The organism is Curtobacterium sp. 18060 (genome assembly GCF_902706105.1).
Classification (GTDB): domain Bacteria; phylum Actinomycetota; class Actinomycetes; order Actinomycetales; family Microbacteriaceae; genus Curtobacterium.
In genome coordinates this window covers 1-21,762 of sequence record NZ_CACSJV010000056.1, presented here as the reverse complement: position 1 = coordinate 21,762, position 21,762 = coordinate 1, and the positions used below count along the sequence as shown (strand labels likewise).

Here is a 21,762-nt window from a genome sequence, read left to right as displayed (position 1 = left end):
TGTTCCGGTGGTCATAGCGAGAGGGAAACGCCCGGTCACATTCCGAACCCGGAAGCTAAGCCTCTCAGCGCCGATGGTACTGCAAGGGGGACCTTGTGGGAGAGTAGGACGCCGCCGGACTTAACGTAGGTAAGACCAGGGAACCCCTGACCAGCACTGGTCAGGGGTTTTCTGCGTTTCCGGGCTGAGCCGTAGGATCAGCCGACGACGGAGGAACGATGACCGAAGCCTGGCCGGCACTGCCCGAGGGTTCCCGCTTGGCACTGCGGGAGATCCTCATCCACGGCACGCTCTCGCGGGCGGAGATCGCACGGTCGCTCGGGCTGTCGCGCGCGAGCCTGACCCGGGCGATGCGGATCCTCGTGGCACACCGGCTCGTGGTCGAGGTCGGTACCGACGTGCGTGGGGCCACCGGTCGGCCGTCGGAGCTGCTGCAGTCGAGTTCGGGGCAGTGGGAGTTCCTCGGCGTCAAGCTGACCCGGGAGCGCCTGTACGCCGCGGTGACCGACCTGGGCGGACGCGTTCTTGCCCTGCACGAGGAGACCGTCCCGTCCACCGTCCCGAAAGACCTGGCCGACCAGATCAGCACCGTGCACGAGCGCCTCCGTGCCGTGCACCCTGCGATCTGCGCCGTCGGGGTGTCCCTGCCCGGTGACGTCCTCATCCGGGGCGGAGAGGCCGTTGTCGCGTCGTCGCCGTTCCTCGGGTGGACCGACGTCCCGTTCGCACGGATGGTCCGGGAGCGAACGGGGCTCGCAGCCTTCACGGCGAACGACGTCCACGCCCTGACCGTCAAGGAGCACTGGTTCGGTGCCGGCGCCGGCCGTGGGTCGATGGCCCTGGTCACCGTGGGTGAGGGGCTCGGGCTCGGGCTCATCGTGAACGGGCAGGTCTCCACCGGCGAGCACGGGCGGCTCGGTCGGATCGGGCACCTCCCGGTCCTCGGTGGTGGGCCCGACTGCGGCATCGGCCACGCGGGGTGTGCCTCGAGCTACCTGCCGAGTCCGGTGATCGTGCGGAACGCCGGGCGCGAGGGATCGTCCTACGAGCATGTCGTCGAGCTCGCGCGGAACGGTGACGAGCAGGCCGTGGCGGCGTTCGAGGACGCCGGACGAGCACTCGGTGTCGTCCTGGCCACTGCGGTGCACATCGCCGACCCCGCCGCGATCGTCCTGACCGGGGACGGGCTGCCGGTGTACGACCTGGCACGGACCACGGTGGACGAGTCGCTCCGTGCGGCCCTGGCGCCGTACCGGCAGCCGGTGACCGTCGAGGTGCAGCCGTTCGAGTTCTCGGAGTGGGCGCGAGCGGGGGCGGTCCTGGCGATCCGGCAGCTGCTCGAGACCTGATGCGGCACCACTGACACCGCGTTAGTTACACACGTTGACAAACGCCGCCGGAGACGGGAGGCTGGTGCGGTCCACCCATCGAAGGAGATGCCGTGACCGCTGCCCCCACCGTCCCGTGGCCGACCGACGGCCTGTCGTTCGGCGGCGACTACAGCCCTGAACAGTGGCCGCGCGAGGTCTGGCTCGAGGACGTCCGCCTGATGCGCGAGGCCGGGGTGAACCTGGTCACGATCGGGGTCTTCTCGTGGGCGCTGCTCGAGCGGTCGCCGGGGGAGTACACCTTCGACTGGCTCGACGACGTCATCGCCCTGCTGCACGACAACGGCATCGCCGTGGACCTCGCGACGCCGACCGCCGCCCCGCCGAACTGGCTGCTGACCGCCCACCCCGAGGTGCTGCCGGTGGACGCCACGGAGCGACGGGAGCGCCCGGGCGGACGCCTCGGGTGGTGTGCGGCGTCGACGGTCTTCCGCGAGCACGCCCTGCGGATCGTCGGCGCCCTGGCCGAACGGTACGGTCACCACCCCGCGGTGCGGCTGTGGCACGTGAGCAACGAGCTCGGTGGCGGGAACGGCCGCTGCTACTGCGAGGAGTCGGCAGCGGACTTCCGGCGCTGGCTCGCCGACCGGTACGGGGACGTCGACACTGCGAACGCCGCGTGGGGAACGGCCTTCTGGGGGCACACCTACACGTCCTTCGACGAGGTCTCGCCCCCACGTGGCGTCGGCGGCGCACCGAACCCCGGCCTCTTGCTGGACTTCGAGCGGTACTCGTCCGACGCCCTGCTCCGGCACTTCGACGCCGAGAAGGCCGTCATCGAGCAGTACTCGGACGTCCCCGTCACGACGAACTTCATGGTCGGTGCGGGGTCGCAGGTCGTCGACTACGCCGCGTGGGCGAAGCACGTCGCGATCCCGGCGAACGACCACTACACGCTCGTCGACGACCCGCACCGTGAGCAGGACCTCGCCCTCGCGGCCGATCGGATGCGCGGCATCACCGCCGGCCGCACCCCGTGGTTGCTCATGGAGCACTCGACGGGCGGCCCGAGCTGGCAGCAGCGCAATCGGGCGAAGGAACCGGGCGAGATCCTGCGCAACTCGCTCGTGCACGTCGCCCGCGGGTCCGACGGCGCACTGTTCTTCCAGTGGCGGGCCTCCACCGCGGGGGCCGAGCAGTTCCACTCCGCGATGGTCCCGCACGCCGGCACCCGCACCCGGATCTGGCGCGAGGTGATCGCGCTCGGCCGCGCACTCCGCGACCTCGCCCCCGTGCAGGGCAGCCGCGTCGAACCGGCCCGGGTCGCGATCGTCGTCGACGAGCCGTCCGGCTGGGCGCTGCAGTCCGGGCTGAAGCCGCACCGAGCACTGCGGTACTCGCGGGAGCTCCGTGCCTGGTACGCCGCGTTCCACGACCGGCAGGTGCTCACCGACGTCGTGCCCTCGGACGCCGACCTCGACGGCTACGACGTGGTGGTCGTCCCCACGATGCTCATCGTCGACGACGCCACCGCCGCACGGATCGCCGCGGTGGTCGACCGCGGTGCGACCCTCATCGTCACCTACCTGTCCGGCGTCGCCGACGAGACCGCCCGCATCCGCGCCGGCGGCTACCCGGGCGCGTTCCGGCAGGTGCTCGGCGCCTGGAGCGAGGAGTTCACCCCGCTGCAGCGTGACGAGACCCGCACGCTCGACGACGGCGGCACCGTCAGCGACTGGGCCGAGGCCGTCGTGGTCGACGACGCCGACGTCGTGCTCCGGTACACGGACGGGCCGCTCGCGGACCGCGCAGCGGTCACCCGCCGCGCCGTCGGCGGCGGCGCCTGGTACGTGTCCGCGATGCTGCCTGCCCAGAGCACCCAGCGGCTCGTGGACCGGGTCATCGAGGAGCGCGCGCTCCCGCGGACGGTCACCGCGCCTCCTGGCCTGGAGGCGGTGCGCCGCGTCCACGACGACGGTTCCGTGTTCCTGTTCCTCGTCAACCACCGCGCGGACGACGTGACGGTCGTCGCGTCCGGTACGGACCTGCTCGACGGCTCCGGCCACAGGCCGGAGACCGTCGTGCCCGCCGGTCGCGTCCGCGTCCTGCGCGAGGAGCGTGCGTCGTGACCGTCGTGGACCGCGATCCGGCGCCGGCGCGCGCACTCGACGGACGGCAGGTGCAGGTCCTGCGAGGCGGCGGGGTGTCGCTCGTGCTGGCGACCGCCGACGACGGACTGCCCGAGGTGCTGCACTGGGGCCGCGACGTCGGACCCGTCACGGACGGTGACGGCGCCGAACTGCTGCTCGCGCTCGGACGGCCGCTCGGACCGAGCGCCCTCGACGCGGCCTGGCCACTGACCGTGCTGCCGACCGAACGCGACGGGTGGGAGGGACGACCCGCGATCGCCGGGCACGTCGACGGGCTGCCGCTCGTGCCGCGGTGGCGCGACGTCGAGGTGACCGCGGAGCCGGGCGCACTGGTCGTGACCGCGGTGTCCGACGAACTGCTGCTGCGGAGTGCTTTCCGGCTCGACGCCGCGGGGGTGCTGCGCGTCGGGCACACCGTAACGAACGGGGCTACCGTGCCCGTGCACCTGCAGGCACTCGAGGCGACGCTGCCCGTTGGCGAACGGGTCGGCGAGGTGCTCGACCTGGCCGGACGGTGGACGCGGGAGCGCACCCCGCAGCGCCGGACCCTGACCGCCGGCAGCCACGCACGGGAGAGCCGCCGCGGTCGCACCGGCCACGACGCCCCGACGCTGCTCGTGCTCGGGACGCCGGGGTTCTCGGACGCTTCCGGTGAGGTCTGGGGTGTGCACCTGGCCTGGAGCGCCGACTCGGTGCACCGCCACGACCTGCTCGCCGAGGCGCGACCGCTGCTCGGTGCCGGGGAACTCCTGCGCGCCGGCGAGGTGGTCCTCCGGCAGGGGGAGTCCTTCGCCGCGCCCGACGCCGTCTTCGTGTGGAGCGACGCCGGGCTCGACGGCCTGTCCGACCGGCTGCACGACTCACTCCGCAGCCGCCCCGGTCACCCGGTGCGCCCCCGGCCGGTGGTGCTCAACACGTGGGAGGCCGTCTACTACCGGCAGGGCCTCGCGCCCCTGGTCGCCCTGGCCGAGACCGCTGCGGACATCGGCGTCGAGCGGTTCGTGCTCGACGACGGCTGGTTCCTCGGGCGGCGCTCGGACTCGACGTCGCTGGGGGACTGGCGCGTCGACCCGACGGTGTGGCCGGACGGCCTCGGGCCGCTCGTCGACCGGGTCCGCGGACTCGGCATGGAGTTCGGGCTGTGGTTCGAGCCCGAGATGGTGAGCCCGGTCTCCGAGCTCGCGGCGGCGCACCCCGAGTGGCTGCTGCAGCGCCCCGAGGACCACGTGCGCACCTGGCGGAACCAGTACGTGCTCGACATGGCGAACCCGCTCGCGCGGGCGTACGTGCTCGAGGCGATGTCCGCAGTCATCGGGGCGCACCACGTCGACTTCGTGAAGTGGGACCAGAACCGTGACATCGTGCACGCGGTCCACGCCGGACGCGCCGGCATCGACGCGCACACCCGCGGGGTCTGGACGCTGATGGACGCCCTGCGCGCCCGGCACCCGTGGCTCGAGATCGAGGCGTGCGCGAGCGGCGGCGCCCGGGTCGATCTCGGCGTGCTGGAGCGCACCGACCGGGTGTGGCCGTCGGACTCGAACGACGCGTTCGAACGCCTGCCGATCCAACGCTGGACGGAGGCACTGCTGCCGCTCGAGCTGATCGGCTCGCACGTCGGCCCCGAGGTCTCGCACACGACCGGCCGGCACCTCGACCTGGACTTCCGGATGGCGGTGTCGCTGTTCGGATCCGCCGGCATCGAGACCGACGTCACCCGGCTGTCCCCGACGGAGCTCGACCGGCTGCGGGCGTGGACGGCGTTGTACAAGCGGGAGCGTGGGCTGCTGCACACCGGGCGGCTGCGGCACCTGGAGCTCGGCGACCCCGGGCTCGTGGCGACCTCGGTCGTGGCCGTCGACCGGTCGCGGGCGCTGGTGCGGGTCGCACGGACCGAGACCGGGCCGCAGTCGCTGCCGGTGCCCTTGCGGATGCGGGGGCTCGACCGGGCGCGGCGCTACCGGCTCGCCCCCGTCACGGGGCTGCGGGTGCCGCACGGACTCGACATGGTGCCGCCGGCGTGGCTCGTGCGCGGGTACCTGGAGCTGTCGGGTGCGGTGCTCGAGGACGTCGGGGCGCGGCTGCCGCTGCTGGCCCCCGCGACCGCCATCGTGTTCGAGCTGCACGCCCTCGACTGACGCGACCCTGCCTGCCGCCGTCGGCCTGCCTGCCGCCGTCGGCCTGCCTGCCGCCGTCGGCCTGCCGGCCGCCGACGGCCGGCTGCCGTCGGCCGTCGGCCGTCGGCCGTGGTCGGGCAGGCGCGGCCGGCGAGCGGGCGGAACATCCCGGTTCGTGGCGTGCGCACGCGGGTGTTTCGCCCGCTCGGCGGGACGGCGCGGCCGTACTGGTGTGCTGACGGTTCTGGTTCGCGATCTCGCAGGATCGTGAACCAGAACCGTCACGCCGTTGGCAGAACCCGTCCCCGCCCGGGCGCGGGGCTCGTCAGGGGAGGAGCGAGCCCGCGTGGCGGAGGACGAGCGGGCCGAAGAGTGCCTCGGGGTCGATGCCCGGCGCACCCGTCACCGTGAAGGTCACCGACTCGCCGGCGAGCAGGGACACCAACCCGTCGTCGACCCGAGCGGCGGGGTCCACACGGTCCGGGAACAGCGAGACGTCCCGCGCGTAGGACGTCGCCGTCACCGTGACGACCGCCCCGTCGTCCGTCCCCGTGACCGACGTGGACAGCGGCGAGCGGGCGAGCACCTGGTCGACGACCTCGGCGAAGTCGAACACCGTGCGGGTTCCGGCTCCGGTGACGACGAGCACCTCGGACCCGGCGTCCCCGGGCACCGCGAGCGAGGCCGGCAGCGTGACCCGGTCGGCGTCGGCGGGTGCGGCGGCGAGCGAGAACGACGACGAGTCGAGCACCGTGCCGTCGAACGCGACGCGGGAGACCGTGACCTCGTCGGCGACCGGCGCCCCGGACGCGTTCACGAGCACGACGTCGAGCCCACCAGCAGCACCCTCAGCAGCGGGCTGCACCGTGAGCAGCACCGGCTGGTAGGCCTGCCGCACCGCGTACCAGACGGGCTTCCGGATGCCCGCGTGGTCGACGAGCGCCCAGGACACCACGGGCCAGTCGTCGTTGAGCTGCCAGACGATCATCCCGGTGTTGTCGGGCGTGCGGGACCGGAACCACTCCATGCCGAAGCGGATCGCGTGCGCCTGGTTGAGCTGTGACGCCCAGTGCCAGTCCTCGATGCTCGTCGGCGTCGGCAGGTGCCCGCGCATGCCGTCGGCGAGCTTCCGGTTGCCCTGGTCGGCCTTCTGGTGCACGAGCATCTCGTGGCCGTCGGGGTCGAGCGGCTCGTCGTGCACCACCGCGGTGAGGGTCGACCAGGCGGGCGGGCCCTGGAACCCGAACTCCGCCACGAACCGCGGGTTCCAGTCGGCGTAGGCGCGGTAGTCGAGCCGGTTCCAGACGTCCCAGATGTGCACGCTGCCGTTCCGCTCGTCGTTCGGCGTCAGGTACTCGTCGAACGAGAACGGGCTGCCCGGCGTGTACGGACGGGTCGGGTCGAGCTCGGCGACGATCGCGGGCAGCAGCGAGCGGTAGTAGCCGTTGCCCCAGGTCCGGCCGACGAGCGACGGCCGCCAGCCCCACTCGGCGTACGCGACGAGGTTCTCGTTGTTGCCGTTCCACACCACGAGCGACGGGTGCGGGCTGAGCCGGGTGACGGCCCCGCGGACCTCGGGCTCGACCTCGTCGGCGAGCCAGGGCTCCTCGGCGTAGGCGGCGCAGGCGAACAGGAAGTCCTGCCAGACGAGCACGCCGAGCTCGTCGCACCGGTCGTACAGGTCGTCGGACTCGTAGGTCCCGCCGCCCCAGATGCGGAGCAGGTTGACGTTCGCCTCGATCGCGTCGTCGATCCGGTCGGCGTAGCGCTCGGGCGTCATCTCGGTCAGGTACGCGTGGTCGGGGATCCAGTTCGCGCCCCGCACGATCACCGGCCGGTCGTTCACCCGGAGCAGGAACGGGGCTCCGCCCGCGTCGGCGGCGGTGTCGAGCGTCACGGTGCGGAACCCGACGCGGCCGGTCCAGACGTCGTCGCCGACCTCGACCCGGACGTCGTACAACGGCTGGTCGCCCTCGCCGCGCGGCCACCAGACGGCGACGTCGGGGACCTCGAGCCGCACGACGGCGGTGCCGTCGACGACGGCGTGCACGCTTGTGACGGACGTCGCGCCCGGCGCGGACGGGCGGACGGGAGGCACGGTGCCGGACCCGACGGGCGTCGCCGCCGCCTCGGTGCCGCTCGCGCCGGGGGCGGACGTGCTCTGCTCGGCCAGGGCGGCGCCGTGGCCGTCGGCCCCGCCGGCGGTGACGTGCGGGGTCAGGGTGACCCGCGCCTCCAGGCCGGCCCGACCGGACACCCCTGCGACCGGAGCCGACCCGATGTGCTGGGAGAAGGCCCCGGTGGAACCTGCGGACTCGACGTCGACGTGCGCGGTGAGCACGCCGGTGGTGCCGTCGACGTCGACGAGGGGGCGGACGGCCGCGATGCGGGCGCCGCTCCACGACTCGATGCCGATCGACTTCCAGATGCCGCTCGTGGCGACGTCGATGCCCCAGTCCCAGCCGAAGTTCGACGCGTTCTTGCGGAGCGCGTTGTACGGGTGGTGGTTGACGTGGGGGAGTTCGCCGCCGTGCAGGGCGGACAGCCGTTCGGCCGCGGGGACCGGGGCGTCGAAGGTGATCACGAGTTCGTTCGTGCCGGGGCGCAGCAGGTGCCCGACGGGGAACCGGTACGCGCGGTGCTGGTTCGCGGTGGTGGCGACGACGATGCCGTTCAGCTCGATCGTCGCGAGGGTGTCGAGTCCGTCGGCGACGAGGTCGTGGCGGGCGTGCGTGGTCGGGCCCGTGCCGGTCTCGCCCGACCACGCGAAGGTGCGGCGGTACCGCCACACGGTGTCGCCGATCCACTGGGTCGCAGCCTCGTTGTCGCCGTCGAACGGGTCGGGGATCCGGCCCGCCCGCAGCAGGTCGGTGTGCACGCAGCCGGGGACGATCGCGGCGACCGGCTCCCGGTGCGCATCGGCCTGCGCCGGGCCGTGCAGCGCCTCGACCGTCCACGTGCCGTCCAGGGTGGTCCGCTCCATTGCGTCTCCTCAATCGTGACGGGGCCGTGACCCGACCCCTTGACCGCCTTAGTTTACGCGTGTAACAATCACGCTCACAACGTGGATCCTGCGACGACGCAGACCGAGAGGACAACGATGTTCAACCCAACCCGTTCACGGCTCGCCATCGGCGCCGCCGTCCTCCTCGCCGCCGGCCTCGCGCTGAGCGGCTGCAGCGCGAGCGGCAACGCCAGCACGAAGGACGACGCCGCCTCGACCCTGGTCGCCTACACCGGACAGTCCGGCGACTACCAGATCAACTTCAACCCGTGGTCGCCGTCCAACATCGGCGGCGTCGGCACGATCTACGAGTCGCTGTTCTTCATCACCAACGTCAACACGAACGACCCGAAGCCGCTGCTCGGCAAGTCGTACGAGTGGAACACCGACGGCACGCAGCTCACCATCACGCTGCGCGACGGGGCGACCTGGAGCGACGGCGAGCCCTTCACCTCGAAGGACGTCGTGTTCACGCTCGACATGCTCAAGAAGCAGAAGGCCCTCAACTCGATCGGCTACGACGGCACCGCGAAGGCCGACGGCGATGACAAGGTCGTCGTGACGTTCGACAAGCCGTCGTTCGTGCTCGGCCCGAACCTGCTCGGCAAGACCTGGATCGTGCCCGAGCACCTGTGGAAGGACATCGACCCGACCACCGACGTCGTGCGCGAGCCCGTCGGCACCGGTCCGTACACGCTCGGCACCTTCAAGGCGCAGGCCTTCACCCTCGAGGCGAACAAGAAGTACTGGGACGGCGCCCCCGCCGTGAAGACCATCCGCTACCTGTCCCTCTCCGGCAACACTGCCGGCGCCGACGCGCTCAAGCAGGGCTCGATCGACTGGCAGACCGGCCCGGTGCCGAATATGGACGACATCGCCGGCAACTACAACGGCTACGACGGCATCACCGTCGGCCAGAACCAGATGGCGCTGCTCACCTGCGCGAACACCGACCTCGGCTGCACCGGCCCGCAGACCGACCCGGCCGTCCGGCACGCCATCGCCGACGCGATCAACCGCAAGCAGCTCAACTCGCTGGCGTTCGAGAACACCGCGAGCGAGATCTCGCCGACCTTCGCGCTCACCACGACGCAGAAGGACACCATCTCGAAGGACATCGAGCCGGCCGTGATGCCGGAGACCGCCGACAAGGCCGCCGCCGCGTCGTCGCTCGAGGGCGCCGGGTGGAAGAAGGGCGCCGACGGCATCTACGCCAAGGACGGCAAGAAGCTGTCCCTGACGGTCGAGGTCGTCACCGGCTGGACCGACTACATCACCGCGATCGACACGATGACCCAGCAGCTCAAGGCCGCGGGCATCGAGCTCAAGGCGCAGCAGTCGTCGTGGAACGAGTGGACCGACAAGAAGACCAAGGGCAACTTCGAGCTCGCGATCGACTCGCTCGGCCAGGGCCCGACGGCGAACCCGTACTACCTGTACAACAACTACTTCACGACGGCGAACACCGCGAAGGTCGGTGCTGCAGCCCCGATGAACATCTCGCGGTACAGCAACCCCGACGTGGACAAGGCCATCGCGAAGCTCGCCACGATCAACCCCGAGGACACGGCCGCCACGCAGCCGGAGCTCGACACGATCCAGCAGCACATCGTCGAGGACCTGCCGTACATCCCCGTGATGACCGGCGGCACGACGAGTGAGTTCCACGCGGCGAAGTTCACCGGCTGGCCCACGAAGGACGACCTCTACGCCTTCCCGGCCGTCTGGGCGAGCCCGGACAACGCCGAGATCTTCAAGGCGCTGAAGCCGGCGAAGGGCTGACCACGATGGGATCGCGACCGAGGAGCACTCGACGATGACCTACTTCCTGCGCAAGATCGGCTTCTACATCGTCGCGCTGTGGGCGGCACTGACGCTGAACTTCATCATCCCGCGGCTGCTGCCCGGGAACCCGGTGGACATCCTGCTCGCCAAGCTCCAGCAGCGCGGCGGGCAGGTGACCCCGGCGACACGGCAGGCGTACGAGCTGCTCCTCGGTGGCGATTCCTCGGAGCCGCTGATCTCCCAGTACGGCCACTACCTGGTCAACGTGTTCCGCGGTGACCTCGGGGTGTCCGTCAGCTACTTCCCGGCCCCCGTCACCGAGGTCATCGCGAGCTCGCTGCCGTGGACCATCGCCCTGGTCGGCATCGCCACCATCCTGGCCGCCATCATCGGCGTCGGCCTCGGCGCCTTCGTCGGCTGGCGTCCGGGCACCTGGCTCGACTCGTTCGTGCCGGCCACCACCCTGCTCGCCGCGGTGCCGTACTTCTGGCTCGCGCTGATCCTGGTGTACTTCTTCGCCACCGGCATCCACCTGTTCCCGGCGCAGGGCGGCTACGACGTGATCCTCACACCGGGGTTCAACTGGGACTTCATCGCCTCGGCGATCCAGTACGGGGTGCTGCCGGCCGTGACGATCGTGCTCGCATCGCTGGGCGGCTGGCTGCTCGGCATGCGCAACATGATGGTGTCGACGCTGTCCGAGGACTACATCACCACCGCCCAGGCCAAGGGGCTGTCCGACGGCAAGATCCTGCGGAACTACGCCGCCCGGAACGCCGTGCTGCCCTCCGTCGCCGGGTTCGCGATCTCCCTCGGGTTCATCGTGTCCGGCTCCGTCGTCACCGAGCAGGTGTTCTCGTACCCGGGCATCGGGTCGAAGCTGCTGTCCGCCGTGACCAACAACGACTACGCGCTCATGCAGGGGATCTTCCTGTTCATCACCCTGGCGGTCCTCGGCGCGAACCTCGTCGTCGACCTGCTGTACGGGCTCATCGACCCGCGGACGCGGGCGCGGAGCTAGGGAGGACACGCCATGACCAACATCCAGCAGGACACCGAACCCACCATCGGCGCACTCGCCGAAGAGGCCGACGCCGGGTCGACGCGGAGCATCGCCACGGCCCGAGCGTCACGACCGAAGGGCGGCATCCGCCGTTTCCTGCCGACCCTGACCCCGTGGCTCATCACGGGCATCGCGCTCGTCGCCGGCGTCACGCTGTTCGGCGTCGTCGGACCGCTGCTCGTCGGCGACCCGACCACCATCCGCGACTCCGGACTGCAGGGACCGAGCGGCGAGAACCTCCTGGGGACGACCCAGACCGGGCAGGACGTGCTCGCCCAGCTCGCCTACGCCACCCGCGGCAGCCTGCAGATCGGCCTGATCGTCGGCGTCCTCGCCACCGTGCTGTCCGCGTTCTTCGGGATCCTCGGCGCCTACCTGGGCGGGATCATGGACGAGGCGTTCTCGCTGTTCTCGAACGTGTTCCTCGTCATCCCCGGCCTGCCGCTCGTGATCGTCATCTCCGGCCTGGTCCCGCGCGAGGCCCGCGGGCTCTGGACCATCGCCGTCGTCCTCGCGATCACCTCGTGGGCCGGGTCCGCCCGGGTCCTGCGGGCGCAGACGATGTCGATCCGGAACCGCGACTACGTCTCCGCCGCCCGTGTCGCCGGCGAACGACCCTGGCGGGTCATCGCCGTCGAGATCCTGCCGAACCTGCTGCCCGTCCTGGCGTCGCAGTTCGTGTTCGCGGTGATCGCCGCGATCCTCGGGGAAGCGGGGTTGTCGTTCCTCGGCCTCGGGGCGTCGAACTCGTCGACGCTCGGCACCATGCTCTTCTACGCCCAGAACGGCTTCGCGCTGGCGAACGGCGCCTGGTGGTGGTTCGTGCCGCCCGGCCTGCTCATCGCACTGCTCGGCATGGGCCTGTCCCTGGTGAACTTCTCGATCGACGAGGTCATCAACCCGCGACTCGCGAACGTGCGCGCCCAGCGGCGTCGCGAACGTCGCGCCAAGCGGGCCGCCCGCGCCTCGCGGTCCGCACGCACCACGAAGGAGTTCGTCCGATGAGTGCCGAAGCCGTGCTGACGATCGACCACCTCGACGTCGTCTACGAGACCGAACACCCCGTGCACGCCGTCAAGGACGTGTCGCTCACCCTGGCCCCCGGCGAGATCCTCGGGCTCGCGGGGGAGTCCGGCTGCGGCAAGACGACCCTGGCGTACGCCATCACCCGGCTGCACCGACCGCCGGCGAAGGTCGCCTCGGGCAGCATCACGTTCCACGACCGCGACGGCACCGACATCGACCTGCTCGGGCTGCCGCACGAGCAGCTGCGGGCCGTGCGCTGGTCGAAGCTGTCGATGGTGTTCCAGGGCGCGATGAACGCCCTCAACCCCGTCACCACCATCCGGGCGCAGCTCGACGACGCCCTGAAGGAACACCGGCGCGACCTGTCCCGCAAGGAACGGCGCGCGATCGCCGAGGACGCCCTGAGCCGCGTCGGCGTCGACCCGTCCCGCATCACCGCGTACCCGCACGAACTGTCCGGCGGCATGCGCCAGCGCGTCATGATCGCGATGGCCATGCTGCTCGAACCGCAGATCATGATCATGGACGAGCCCACCACCGCCCTCGACGTCGTGGTGCAGCGCGAGATCCTCCGTGAGATCGTCCGACTGCGCGACGAGCTCGGATTCGCCGTCGTGTTCATCACGCACGACCTGCCGCTGCTGCTCGAGATCAGCGACCGCATCGCGATCATGCTGCGCGGCGAGGTCGTCGAGTGCGACCGGGCCTCGGTCATCCAGCACGACCCGAAGCACCCGTACACGCAGAAGCTGCTGCAGTCGTTCCCGAGCCTGTCGGGGGAGCGCGGCGCGTTCATCCGCTCCGGCTTCGACGACCACGCGGCCGCAGTCCACGAGGAGATCCGATGACCAGCGTGACCGTCAGCCACCTCGGCAAGGACTTCCACACCCGCAAGGGCCTCAAGCGGACCACCCTGCACGCCGTCGACGACGTGTCGTTCGAGCTGCTGCCCGGGAAGACCGTGGCATTGGTGGGGGAGTCCGGCTCGGGCAAGTCCACCATCGCCCGGATGCTCGCCAAGCTCGAGAGCACCACCCGCGGCTCGATCGACGTGCGGCTCGAGGACGGCACGCCCGTCGTCGGCAGCATGTACCGCCGGCACGTGCAGATGGTGTTCCAGGACCCCTTCGCCTCGCTCAACCCGTTCCACTCGATCGAGCACCACATCGCCCGGCCGCTCCAGCTGCACCACCGAGCCCGGGGCGCCGACGAGACCGCCGAGAAGGTGCGGGAACTGCTCGGCCGCGTCAACCTCGACGAGGACTTCGCGAGCCGCCGACCGCACGAGCTCTCCGGTGGGCAACGGCAGCGCGTCGCCATCGCCCGCGCACTCGCCCCCGGGGCCCAGGTGCTCATCGCCGACGAACCGGTGTCGATGCTCGACGTGTCGATCCGGCTCAGCGTGCTCAACCTGATGGGCCGCCTGCAGCGCGAGGACCACCTCGCCGTGCTGTACATCACGCACGACCTGGCGACCGCACGGCACTTCTCCGACGAGATCCTGGTGCTCTACCGCGGCCGGGTCGTCGAACGCGGGCCGTCCGACGCCGTCATCCTCGACCCGCAGCACGACTACACCCGGCTGCTCGCCGAGGCCGCCCCCGACCCGGAGCGCATCGACCGCAAGGTGACCTCGGGCAGCGCTCTCGACCGCTCGAAGATCGACAACACCACCTGCTACGACCACGGTGTCGGGGCGTGGGTGTCGAGCGAGCCGGCACCGGTCGGCGCACGGTGAGCGGAGCCTTCGCCGACTGGGTCACGCCCGGGTTCTCGGCACGGTTCCGGATCGGCGACGACCAGCCCGCGGCACTCGTGTCGTTCGTGGCGGCCGGCGGAGCGCGCGCCGACGGGGCGCTCCTCGATGGGCCGGCGGACCCGCAGCCCCTGGTGGAGCTGACGACGATCGGACACGGGCGGTTCCCGGGCGGGTACCGGCACGTGGACTCCACGATCGGGGCGCGACTGCGACCCGTGTCGTGGCGTGTGTCCGACGACGTGACCGATCCGTGGGTCCGGATCGTGCAGGCGGACGCGGCCACGGGCCTCCAGGTCGAGTCGGTGTTCCGAGCGCGCGCCGACGTCCCGGGCTTCCAGACGTGGACCGAGGTGTCCGCCGACGACGGCGAGCACGTCGTGGACTTCGTCTCGTCGTTCGCGACCGGGGCGTTCCTGACCGACTCCGGGGTCGGTGTCGACGACCTGGCCCTCGTGCACGCGGACAACGACTGGGCGGCCGAGAGCCGGTGGCGGACCGATCCACTGCGGTCGATCGGGCTGGCGCGCATCGACCGCGAGGCGCAGCACCACCCGCCCCGCAGCCGCGCCGTCGTGCAGAACCGAGGGTCGTGGTCGACCGGTGAGGCACTGCCGATCGGGGTGTTGCAGACGGACGGCGCTGTGCCGACGCCCTACGCGCTCGTCTGGCAGATCGAGCACAACGGGCCGTGGCTGTACGAGCTCGGCGAGACCCGACGGCACGCGTACGTGCTGCTGGGCGGGCCGACCGACCAGGAGCACCAGTGGACGGCGGTCGTGGCTCCGGGGCAGCCGTTCGTGTCCGTGCCGGTGTCGGTGGGGATCGCCGGCTCGGTCGGTGGGGCGTTCGAGGTCCTCACGGCACAGCGTCGGGCGTTCCGGCAGGTGCGCGAGGCCGATCGGGCCCTGCCGCTCGTGTTCAACGACTACATGAACACGCTCATGGGCGACCCGACCACCGAGAAGCTGCTGCCGTTGATCGACGCCGCTGCCGACGCCGGAGCGGACCTGTTCTGCATCGACGCCGGCTGGTACGCCGAGGGGCACTGGTGGGACACCGTCGGAGCGTGGGAGGAAGCTGCTTCGCGGTTCCCGACCGGGCTCGGGTTCGTCATCGACCACATCCGGTCGCGGGGGATGCAGGCCGGGCTCTGGCTCGAACCCGAGGTCATCGGCATCCACTCGCCGCTGGCCGCGACCCTGCCGGACGACGCCTTCGTGCACCACCACGGCGTGCGGGTCGCGGAGCACGGACGGCACCTGCTCGACCTCCGGTCACCGGCCGCGCGGGCACACCTGGACTCCGTCGTCGATCGACTGGTCGGGTCGCTCGGCGTGACGTTCTTCAAGATGGACTACAACACGATGACGGGGCCGTGGGACGGCTCGGTCTCGGCCAGCAGAGCGCTGCTCGACTGGCTCGACGACGTGCAGGCCCGGTACCCGTCGCTGCTCATCGAGAACTGCGCCTCGGGAGCAATGCGCGCCGACTCCGCGATGCTGTCCCGGTTGCACATGCAGTCGACCTCGGACCAGCAGGACCCGGTGCTGTCGGCGTCGATCGCGGCCGCTGCACCCGCCGCGATGCTGCCCGAGCAGGCCGGGAACTGGGCATACCCGGCGCCGTCGATGTCGCCCGACCTGTTCGACCTGTCGCTCGTGAACGGGGTGCTCGGGCGGATGTACCTGTCGGGCTACCTGAACGAGATGTCGTCGGCGCAGCGTGCGGTGGTCGGGGACGCCATCGCCGCACACCGGACAGTGCTCGAGGTCATCGAGTCGTCGGTGCCGGAGTGGCCGCTCGGGCTGCCGGCGTGGGAGGACCCCTGGCTCGCGCTCGGCTTGCGCGCTGTGTCGGGCGATCTGTACTTGTCGGTGTGGTCGCTGCCCGGTGCGTCGGGATCGGTGTCGTTGCCGCTGCCGGGCTTCGCCGGGCAGACGGTCGTCGTCGAGGCGCTGTTCCCCACGGCACTCGGGTCGTGGTCCGTGGCGTGGGACGCCGCCTCGGGCTCGCTCGAGGTCGCCAACGGCGGGGCGACCCCCACAGCGCGGGTGCTCCGCGTCCGACCGGAGGGGGCGGGTGCGGAGCACTGAGCGGGGCGCGCGTCGCGATGGCAGGGCGCGCGTCGGAGCGGACGGGAGGCACGGTGCAGGCAGGCGCCGCGCCTCCCGTCCCGTCGGTGGTCGCGTCCACGGCACGGGGGACGCGGGTTCGTGTCCGGCCGGTGACGGTTCTGGTTCAGGATCTTCGGGGATCGTCAACCAGAACCGTCAGGAGCGGTGCAGGAAGGGGCCCCCGGTCACGCCTGGTCCTCGTCGTCGGGGCGGCGCGGGGCGCGGAGCCGCAGGGTCGCACCGAGGCCGATGACCAGGAAGCCGGCGGCCGAGAACGCGGCGGCGCGGGTGCCGTCGGAGAACGCCTCGGCGGCGTCGGCGCGGGTCTGCCCCTCGAGGCCGGCGATCGCTCCGCCCGAGGACTGCACCACGGTGTCGGCGATCTGCTCGGACTGGGCGGTCGAGACGCCGGCGTCCTGCAGGCGGTGCTCCAGGATGCTGCCCGTCGAGGTGAACAGCACCGTCCCGAGGACCGCGATGCCGAGCGCTGAACCGATCTGGCGCGCGGTGCTCTGGGCACCCGAGGCCTCGCCGCTGCGCTCCACGGGGACGTCCTGCAGCACGACGCCGGTGAGCTGGGCCGTCGCGAGTCCGACGCCGAAGCCGTAGACGAACAGGCACGGGACGATCGCCCACCACGGGGTCGACGAGGTCACGACGAACCCGATCGCGGCGACCCCGACGATCTCGGCGCCGATGCCCATCCGCACGATCGGCAGCGCCCCGATCCGCTGTCCGACCGTGGCCGCGAACCCGCTCGCGACGAACGACCCGATCGCCAGGGCCAGCAGCACGAAGCCGGTCTGCAGCGCCGAGTAGCCGAGGACGTTCTGCAGCCAGAGGGGCAGCGACAGGATGATGCCGAACTCGCCGAGCGACACGATGAGCGCCGCGATCGAGCCGTTCCGGAACGAGCCGATGCCGAACAGGTCGAGGGCGATGAGCGTCGACCGGCCCGCACGCTGCCGGCGCCGGGAGCGGACGACGAAGGCCGCCGCGGCAGCGATCGCGATCACGAACGCGACGGGGATCGGCGAGATCGGGCCGTCCCACGACCACGAGCCGATCGTGAACGGTGTCGACGACGGAGTCCACCAGCCGTAGGTGCGACCCTCGATCAGCCCGAAGACCAGCGCAGCGCTCGCGATCACGGACAGCAGGGCGCCGACGAGGTCGATGTGGCCGGTGTGCTCGGCGTCGCGCGACTCCCGCACGGCGACCGCGAGGCCGACCAGGATGACCGCCACGATCGGGACGTTGATGCCGAAGGCCCACCGCCACGAGAAGTCCGTCGTCAGCCAGCCGCCGAGCAGCGGACCGACCGCCACCATCCCGCCGATCGTGGAGCCCCACACCGCGAAGGCGATGCCGCGCTCCCGGCCGGTGAACGTCGCGTTGAGGATCGACAGCGTGGTGGGCAGGACCATCGCGCCACCGACACCCTGCAGCACGCGGGACGCCACGAGCAGTTCGACCGTCGGGGACAGCGCCGCCAGGACCGACGCCACCGCGAACAGGATCACGCCGATGGTCAGCAGTCGTCGGCGACCGAAGCGGTCGGCGACGGCACCGAAGACGAGCAGCAGCGCGGCGAAGACCAGCGTGTAGCTCTCCTGCACCCACTGCACGAGCGTCGAACCGATGTCGAGGTCGGCGACGATGCTCGGGATCGCCACGTTCACGATCGTGGAGTCGACGATGATGAGCGCGACCGCCAGGCTGATCACGACCAGACCGATCCACCGACGGCGATCGAGGGTGGTGGTGGGAGCTGCGGCTGGGGCGCTCATGTGCGTGTCCTCTCAGATGATCAGCATGCTGACTACCTGACGGTACACCCGCTCCCGATGACCGGCGCACCGGCGCACCGGGGGATCAGGGGAGCAGGCGGAGCTCCATCGCGCGGGTCACGGCACGGGTGCGGTCGTTCACGCCGAGCTTCTCGAACACGTGCCCGAGGTGCGTCTTCACCGTCGTCTCGCTGAGGAACAGGGCGCGGCCGATCGCCGGGTTCGAGTTTCCCTGGGCGACGAGCTGCAGGACCTCGAGTTCACGCGGGGTCAGCGACGGGCCAGCCACGGCCGACGAACCCGTTGCTCGTCGGACCAGCGCAGCGGCAGCCGAAGGGGCCAGTGCCGTCTCGCCCCGCGCGGTCGCCCGCACGCCGGCGAGGATCTCGGACTCCGGGGCGGCCTTGAGCAGGTAGCCGGTGGCCCCGGCCTCGATGGCCGCGAGGATCTGGTCGTCGGACTCGTACGTCGTCAGGATCAGGACGCGGACGTCCGGCTCGGCCGCGAGGATCTCCGCCGTCGCCGCGTCCCCGTCGAGCTCCGGCATCCGCAGGTCCATCAGCACGACGTCGGGGCGCTCGGCCAGCACGACGGACACCGCTGCGCGACCGTCGCTGGCCTGGCCCACCACGTCGATGTCGTCGGCGTCCTGCAACAGCGCGACGATGCCCGAGCGGACGATCGGGTGGTCGTCGGCGACCACGACGCGGATCACCGGGTCACCTCCGCCACGGGGTGGCGAACGGCGGACGGGAGGCCCGGTGCGGCTCCGGTGGGCAGGGTCGCCTCGACGACGGTGCCCCTTCCCAGGGCGCTCGTGATCGTGCAGGTGCCGCCAGCGAGGGCGAGGCGCTCCCGCAGCCCGCGCAGACCGTGCCCGGCCGTGGGCTGCTCGGGGTCGAACCCGGTGCCGTCGTCGGTGATCCGCAGCACCGTGTGCCCTTCATCGGGGAACAGACGGACCTGCACGGAGGCTGAGCCAGCGTGGGCGCGGACGTTCGAGAGGGCCTCTTGCGCGACCCGCAGCAGGACCACCTGCGCATCACGGTCCAGCACGCAGTCGGACGCGGCGTCGACCGTGACCAGCGTCCCCGTTTCGCGGGTGTGCCGTTCGGCGAGGCGGTGGAGGGCGCCGGCGAGGCTGTCGCGGGTCATGCCGGCGGCTCCGGCTGCGACGAGGGTGCGCGATTCCTCGAGGGCGGCGCGGGCGGACTCCTCGAGGACGGTGAGTCGTTCTTCCAGCGCGTCGGAGCGGTCGTTCGCCAGGTCGCCGCGGGCCCGTTCGGTGAGCATGACGATCCCGGCGAGGTTCTGCGCGACGGTGTCGTGGATCTCGCGGGCCAGGCGCTCCCGTTCGCTCGCGATGCCCGCGGTGCGGTTCGCGTCGGCGAGGGACTGCTGGGTGGCGCGGAGTTCCTCGACGAGCTGGCGGCGCTCCTCGGACAGGCCGGCGACGCTCGAGATCCACACACCCATCGCGCAGGCACCGATCACGCTGATGCCCTCGATGAGCAGGGTGCTGACCAGGGCGTCCGGGCCACTCGACAGCTGCAGGCCGATGCCGCTCGCGACCCCCACAGCGACGGACAACAGGACCGCGGTACGGACGCGCTCCGTCTGCACCCACACGAGCGGGAACACGATGCACTGCACGAACGCGGTGCTCGGGACGACGGCCGGCAGCACCAGGGCGGCGACGACGACGAGCGCCAGGAACGCGGCGGCGGCTCGGGGGCTGTCGTAGCCACGGTGCCCGTACCCGATGTACGCCACGACGAGGACCACAACCGCCAGGTAGGCCGGCCAGCGGGTCGACCACGGGGACCAGCCCAGCGCGGTGATCACGGCGGTGAGGAGCATCGTGCCCGCGAAGAAGACGTGCAACCACCGGTTGCGCACCCACGTCTCGCCGCTCATGACCACAGCATCCCATCGATGCAGGACCGCGGAGCGGTTCTCCACAGGCACCATCAGGAGTCCTTGCGGTTCCAGCGGAAGGTGAGGGCGCAGGCCACCGTGCCCCCGACCAGCCACGCGACCAACACGAGGGTTCCGAGGGCGAGGTGCCACGCGCCTCCCGGCTCGGCGGACGCGAACGCGTCGGGCAGGAAGACGGACCGCATGCCGGACGCCATCCAGCGCAGGGGGAAGACGGACGCGACGTTCTGCAGCCAGTCGGGCAGCTGTGTGAAGGGCAGGTAGACGCCGGAGATGAACTGCAGCACCAGGACGATGGGGACGATCGTGGCGGTGGCGCGGCGGCCCTCGCGGGGGAGCGCCGAGATCGCGATGCCGAGGACGCAGCTGGTGGCGATGCCGAGGACCATGACGCCCGCGAAGACGCCCCAGTTGCTCGCGTCGGTCGGCAGGTCGACGCCGAACACCAGGCTCGCGATCCCGAGCAGCAGCGCCGTCTGCACGATGGTCGTGACGAGCACCATGCCGATCTTGCCGACGAAGTAGCTCAGGACCGGCAGTGGTGTGCCGCCGAGGCGCTTCAGCGTGCCGTCGCTGCGTTCGGTCGCGATGTCGACGCCGAGGGACTGGGTGCCGGAGAGGAGGATGCCCGTCGCGACGAGGCCGGGCAGGTAGTAGGTGGCGTAGTCGACGCTGATCGGTCGGCCGTTGCTGGCGACGGCGCGGATCGGGTCGGCGTCCGCGAAGGCCACCGAGAACAGCGCCAGCATGATGATGGGGAAGAGGAACGTGAAGAAGACCGCGTCGGGGGCACGGAAGTAGGAGCGGATCTCGTACGAGATGCGGCTGGTCGCGGTGTTCACTTCTGGCCCACCATTCCGAGGTAGACGTCCTCGAGGGACGGGCGGATGACTTCGAGGTCGTGCATGGCCGTGGTGCTGCTGCGGACGAGGGCTGTCGGGTCGGTCGTCCGCTCGTCGTGCAGGTCGCCGGCGTCGTCGCGCCAGCGGACTCGTGGTGTGCGGGCTTCGGCGCCACCGATCTCGTCGATCGGGGCGATGTCGAGCAGCCTCCCGTCGGCGATCACCGCTGCCCGGTCGGCGAGCTGGGCGGCTTCGTCGAGGTAGTGCGTGGTGAGCAGGATCGTCGTGCCCTCGGACTGCACCTGGCGCAGGAGCTCCCAGAACTGGCGACGGGCCTCGGGGTCGAAGCCCGTGGTCGGTTCGTCGAGGAACAGGACCTCGGGGCGGCCGATGATGCCGAGGGCGACGTCGACACGGCGGCGCTGGCCGCCACTCAAGCGAGCGATGCGGGTGTTGCGCTGCTGCTCGAGGCCGGTCGCTGCGAGGAGTTCCTCGGTGCTGCGGTGCTTCGGGTAGAGCGTCGCGAAGTGGTTCAGCTGCTCGGCGACCGTGACGTTCGGGGACTCGGCGCTGGTCTGCAGGACGATGCCGATGCGTGCGTTGTGGCTGCGGCTCGTCCGTGCGGGGTCGTGACCGAGGACGCGGACCTCGCCGGCGGTGCGCGACCGGTACCCCTCGAGGATCTCGACCGTCGTGGACTTGCCGGCGCCGTTCGGGCCGAGGAGGGCGAAGGTCTCGCCGGGCTGGATGACGAAGCTGACGTCGTCGACGGCGACCTTGCCGGTGGCGTACTGCTTGCTGAGGTGCTGGACCTCGATGGCGGGGGACTCGGGCATGGGTCCAGCC

At 71.3% G+C, this 21,762-nt stretch carries 15 protein-coding genes and 1 rRNA gene; 10 read left to right on the top strand and 6 right to left on the bottom strand.

Annotated features, from left to right (window positions below; translation table 11 throughout):
* The first annotated feature begins 3 nt into the window (after positions 1–3).
* From rrf to GVL05_RS17455, 4 genes are all read left to right on the top strand, one after another.
* Positions 4–120: ribosomal RNA gene (gene rrf / locus GVL05_RS17470) — 5S ribosomal RNA — on the top strand.
* A 98-nt stretch (positions 121–218) separates the two neighbouring features.
* Positions 219–1,349, top strand: coding sequence for an ROK family transcriptional regulator (locus tag GVL05_RS17465; RefSeq protein WP_159573967.1), 1,131 nt, complete (start codon positions 219–221; stop codon positions 1,347–1,349).
* 92 nt (positions 1,350–1,441) lie between these two features.
* Positions 1,442–3,457 carry a beta-galactosidase gene (locus tag GVL05_RS17460; RefSeq protein ID WP_159573966.1) on the top strand — a complete coding sequence of 672 codons (2,016 nt, stop codon included), beginning with the start codon at positions 1,442–1,444 and terminating at the stop codon, positions 3,455–3,457.
* Positions 3,454–5,616: an alpha-galactosidase gene (locus GVL05_RS17455; RefSeq protein WP_235036042.1), complete on the top strand. Its 2,163-nt coding sequence runs from the start codon at positions 3,454–3,456 to the stop codon at positions 5,614–5,616. Before GVL05_RS17460 ends, GVL05_RS17455 begins: the two co-directional genes overlap by 4 nt.
* Before the next feature lie 304 nt (positions 5,617–5,920).
* Here GVL05_RS17455 and GVL05_RS17450 read toward each other — a convergent pair whose 3' ends face one another.
* The gene (locus tag GVL05_RS17450; protein ID WP_159573965.1) at positions 5,921–8,578 is read right to left on the bottom strand and encodes a glycoside hydrolase family 2 protein; all 2,658 of its coding nucleotides are present in this window, start codon (positions 8,576–8,578) and stop codon (positions 5,921–5,923) included.
* Positions 8,579–8,695: 117 nt separating this feature from the next.
* Between GVL05_RS17450 and GVL05_RS17445 the strand changes: the two genes are divergently transcribed.
* The 6 genes from GVL05_RS17445 to GVL05_RS17420 are packed head-to-tail and all read left to right on the top strand — an operon-like array spanning position 8,696 to position 16,325.
* Positions 8,696–10,381: an ABC transporter substrate-binding protein gene (locus tag GVL05_RS17445; RefSeq protein ID WP_123292358.1), complete on the top strand. Its 1,686-nt coding sequence runs from the start codon at positions 8,696–8,698 to the stop codon at positions 10,379–10,381.
* 34 nt (positions 10,382–10,415) lie between these two features.
* Positions 10,416–11,405, top strand: a complete 990-nt coding sequence (locus GVL05_RS17440; RefSeq protein ID WP_111086984.1) for an ABC transporter permease — start codon at positions 10,416–10,418, stop codon at positions 11,403–11,405.
* Positions 11,406–11,417: 12 nt separating this feature from the next.
* The gene (locus GVL05_RS17435; RefSeq protein ID WP_159573964.1) at positions 11,418–12,452 is read left to right on the top strand and encodes an ABC transporter permease; all 1,035 of its coding nucleotides are present in this window, start codon (positions 11,418–11,420) and stop codon (positions 12,450–12,452) included.
* Positions 12,449–13,321: an ABC transporter ATP-binding protein gene (locus GVL05_RS17430; protein ID WP_159573963.1), complete on the top strand. Its 873-nt coding sequence runs from the start codon at positions 12,449–12,451 to the stop codon at positions 13,319–13,321. Before GVL05_RS17435 ends, GVL05_RS17430 begins: the two co-directional genes overlap by 4 nt.
* Positions 13,318–14,211, top strand: coding sequence for an ABC transporter ATP-binding protein (locus GVL05_RS17425; protein ID WP_123340275.1), 894 nt, complete (start codon positions 13,318–13,320; stop codon positions 14,209–14,211). Before GVL05_RS17430 ends, GVL05_RS17425 begins: the two co-directional genes overlap by 4 nt.
* Complete coding sequence (locus GVL05_RS17420) at positions 14,172–16,325, top strand: glycoside hydrolase family 36 protein (protein ID WP_159573962.1); 2,154 nt, start codon at positions 14,172–14,174, stop codon at positions 16,323–16,325. The genes GVL05_RS17425 and GVL05_RS17420 overlap by 40 nt, the downstream gene beginning before the upstream one ends.
* 206 nt (positions 16,326–16,531) lie before the next feature.
* Here the strand turns inward: GVL05_RS17420 and GVL05_RS17415 are convergent, their stop codons facing one another.
* The 5 genes from GVL05_RS17415 to GVL05_RS17395 all read right to left on the bottom strand — a co-directional run.
* Positions 16,532–18,136 (bottom strand): MFS transporter, encoded by a 1,605-nt coding sequence (locus GVL05_RS17415; RefSeq protein ID WP_159573961.1) that lies wholly within the window; start codon positions 18,134–18,136, stop codon positions 16,532–16,534.
* Positions 18,137–18,221: 85 nt separating this feature from the next.
* Positions 18,222–18,851, bottom strand: a complete 630-nt coding sequence (locus GVL05_RS17410; protein ID WP_159573960.1) for a response regulator transcription factor — start codon at positions 18,849–18,851, stop codon at positions 18,222–18,224.
* Entirely contained in the window at positions 18,848–20,053 is a 1,206-nt protein-coding gene (locus GVL05_RS17405) for a sensor histidine kinase (RefSeq protein WP_159573959.1), read from the bottom strand. Before GVL05_RS17405 ends, GVL05_RS17410 begins: the two co-directional genes overlap by 4 nt.
* A gap of 53 nt (positions 20,054–20,106) precedes the next feature.
* Positions 20,107–20,916, bottom strand: a complete 810-nt coding sequence (locus GVL05_RS17400) for an ABC transporter permease (RefSeq protein WP_123340280.1) — start codon at positions 20,914–20,916, stop codon at positions 20,107–20,109.
* Positions 20,913–21,762 (bottom strand): ABC transporter ATP-binding protein (locus GVL05_RS17395; RefSeq protein WP_327785647.1); only part of this gene is annotated, 850 nt, incomplete at its 5' end. The genes GVL05_RS17395 and GVL05_RS17400, both read right to left, overlap by 4 nt.

Excerpts from the sequence above, each read along its gene's own strand:
- GVL05_RS17465 (WP_159573967.1), top strand. The coding sequence starts at position 219 with ATGACCGAAGCCTGGCCGGCACTGCCCGAGGGTTCCCGCTTGGCACTG.
- GVL05_RS17450 (WP_159573965.1), bottom strand. The coding sequence starts at position 8,578 with ATGGAGCGGACCACCCTGGACGGCACGTGGACGGTCGAGGCGCTGCAC.
- GVL05_RS17445 (WP_123292358.1), top strand. The coding sequence starts at position 8,696 with ATGTTCAACCCAACCCGTTCACGGCTCGCCATCGGCGCCGCCGTCCTC.
- GVL05_RS17440 (WP_111086984.1), top strand. The coding sequence starts at position 10,416 with ATGACCTACTTCCTGCGCAAGATCGGCTTCTACATCGTCGCGCTGTGG.
- GVL05_RS17435 (WP_159573964.1), top strand. The coding sequence starts at position 11,418 with ATGACCAACATCCAGCAGGACACCGAACCCACCATCGGCGCACTCGCC.
- GVL05_RS17430 (WP_159573963.1), top strand. The coding sequence starts at position 12,449 with ATGAGTGCCGAAGCCGTGCTGACGATCGACCACCTCGACGTCGTCTAC.
- GVL05_RS17425 (WP_123340275.1), top strand. The coding sequence starts at position 13,318 with ATGACCAGCGTGACCGTCAGCCACCTCGGCAAGGACTTCCACACCCGC.
- GVL05_RS17415 (WP_159573961.1), bottom strand. The coding sequence starts at position 18,136 with ATGAGCGCCCCAGCCGCAGCTCCCACCACCACCCTCGATCGCCGTCGG.
- GVL05_RS17405 (WP_159573959.1), bottom strand. The coding sequence starts at position 20,053 with ATGAGCGGCGAGACGTGGGTGCGCAACCGGTGGTTGCACGTCTTCTTC.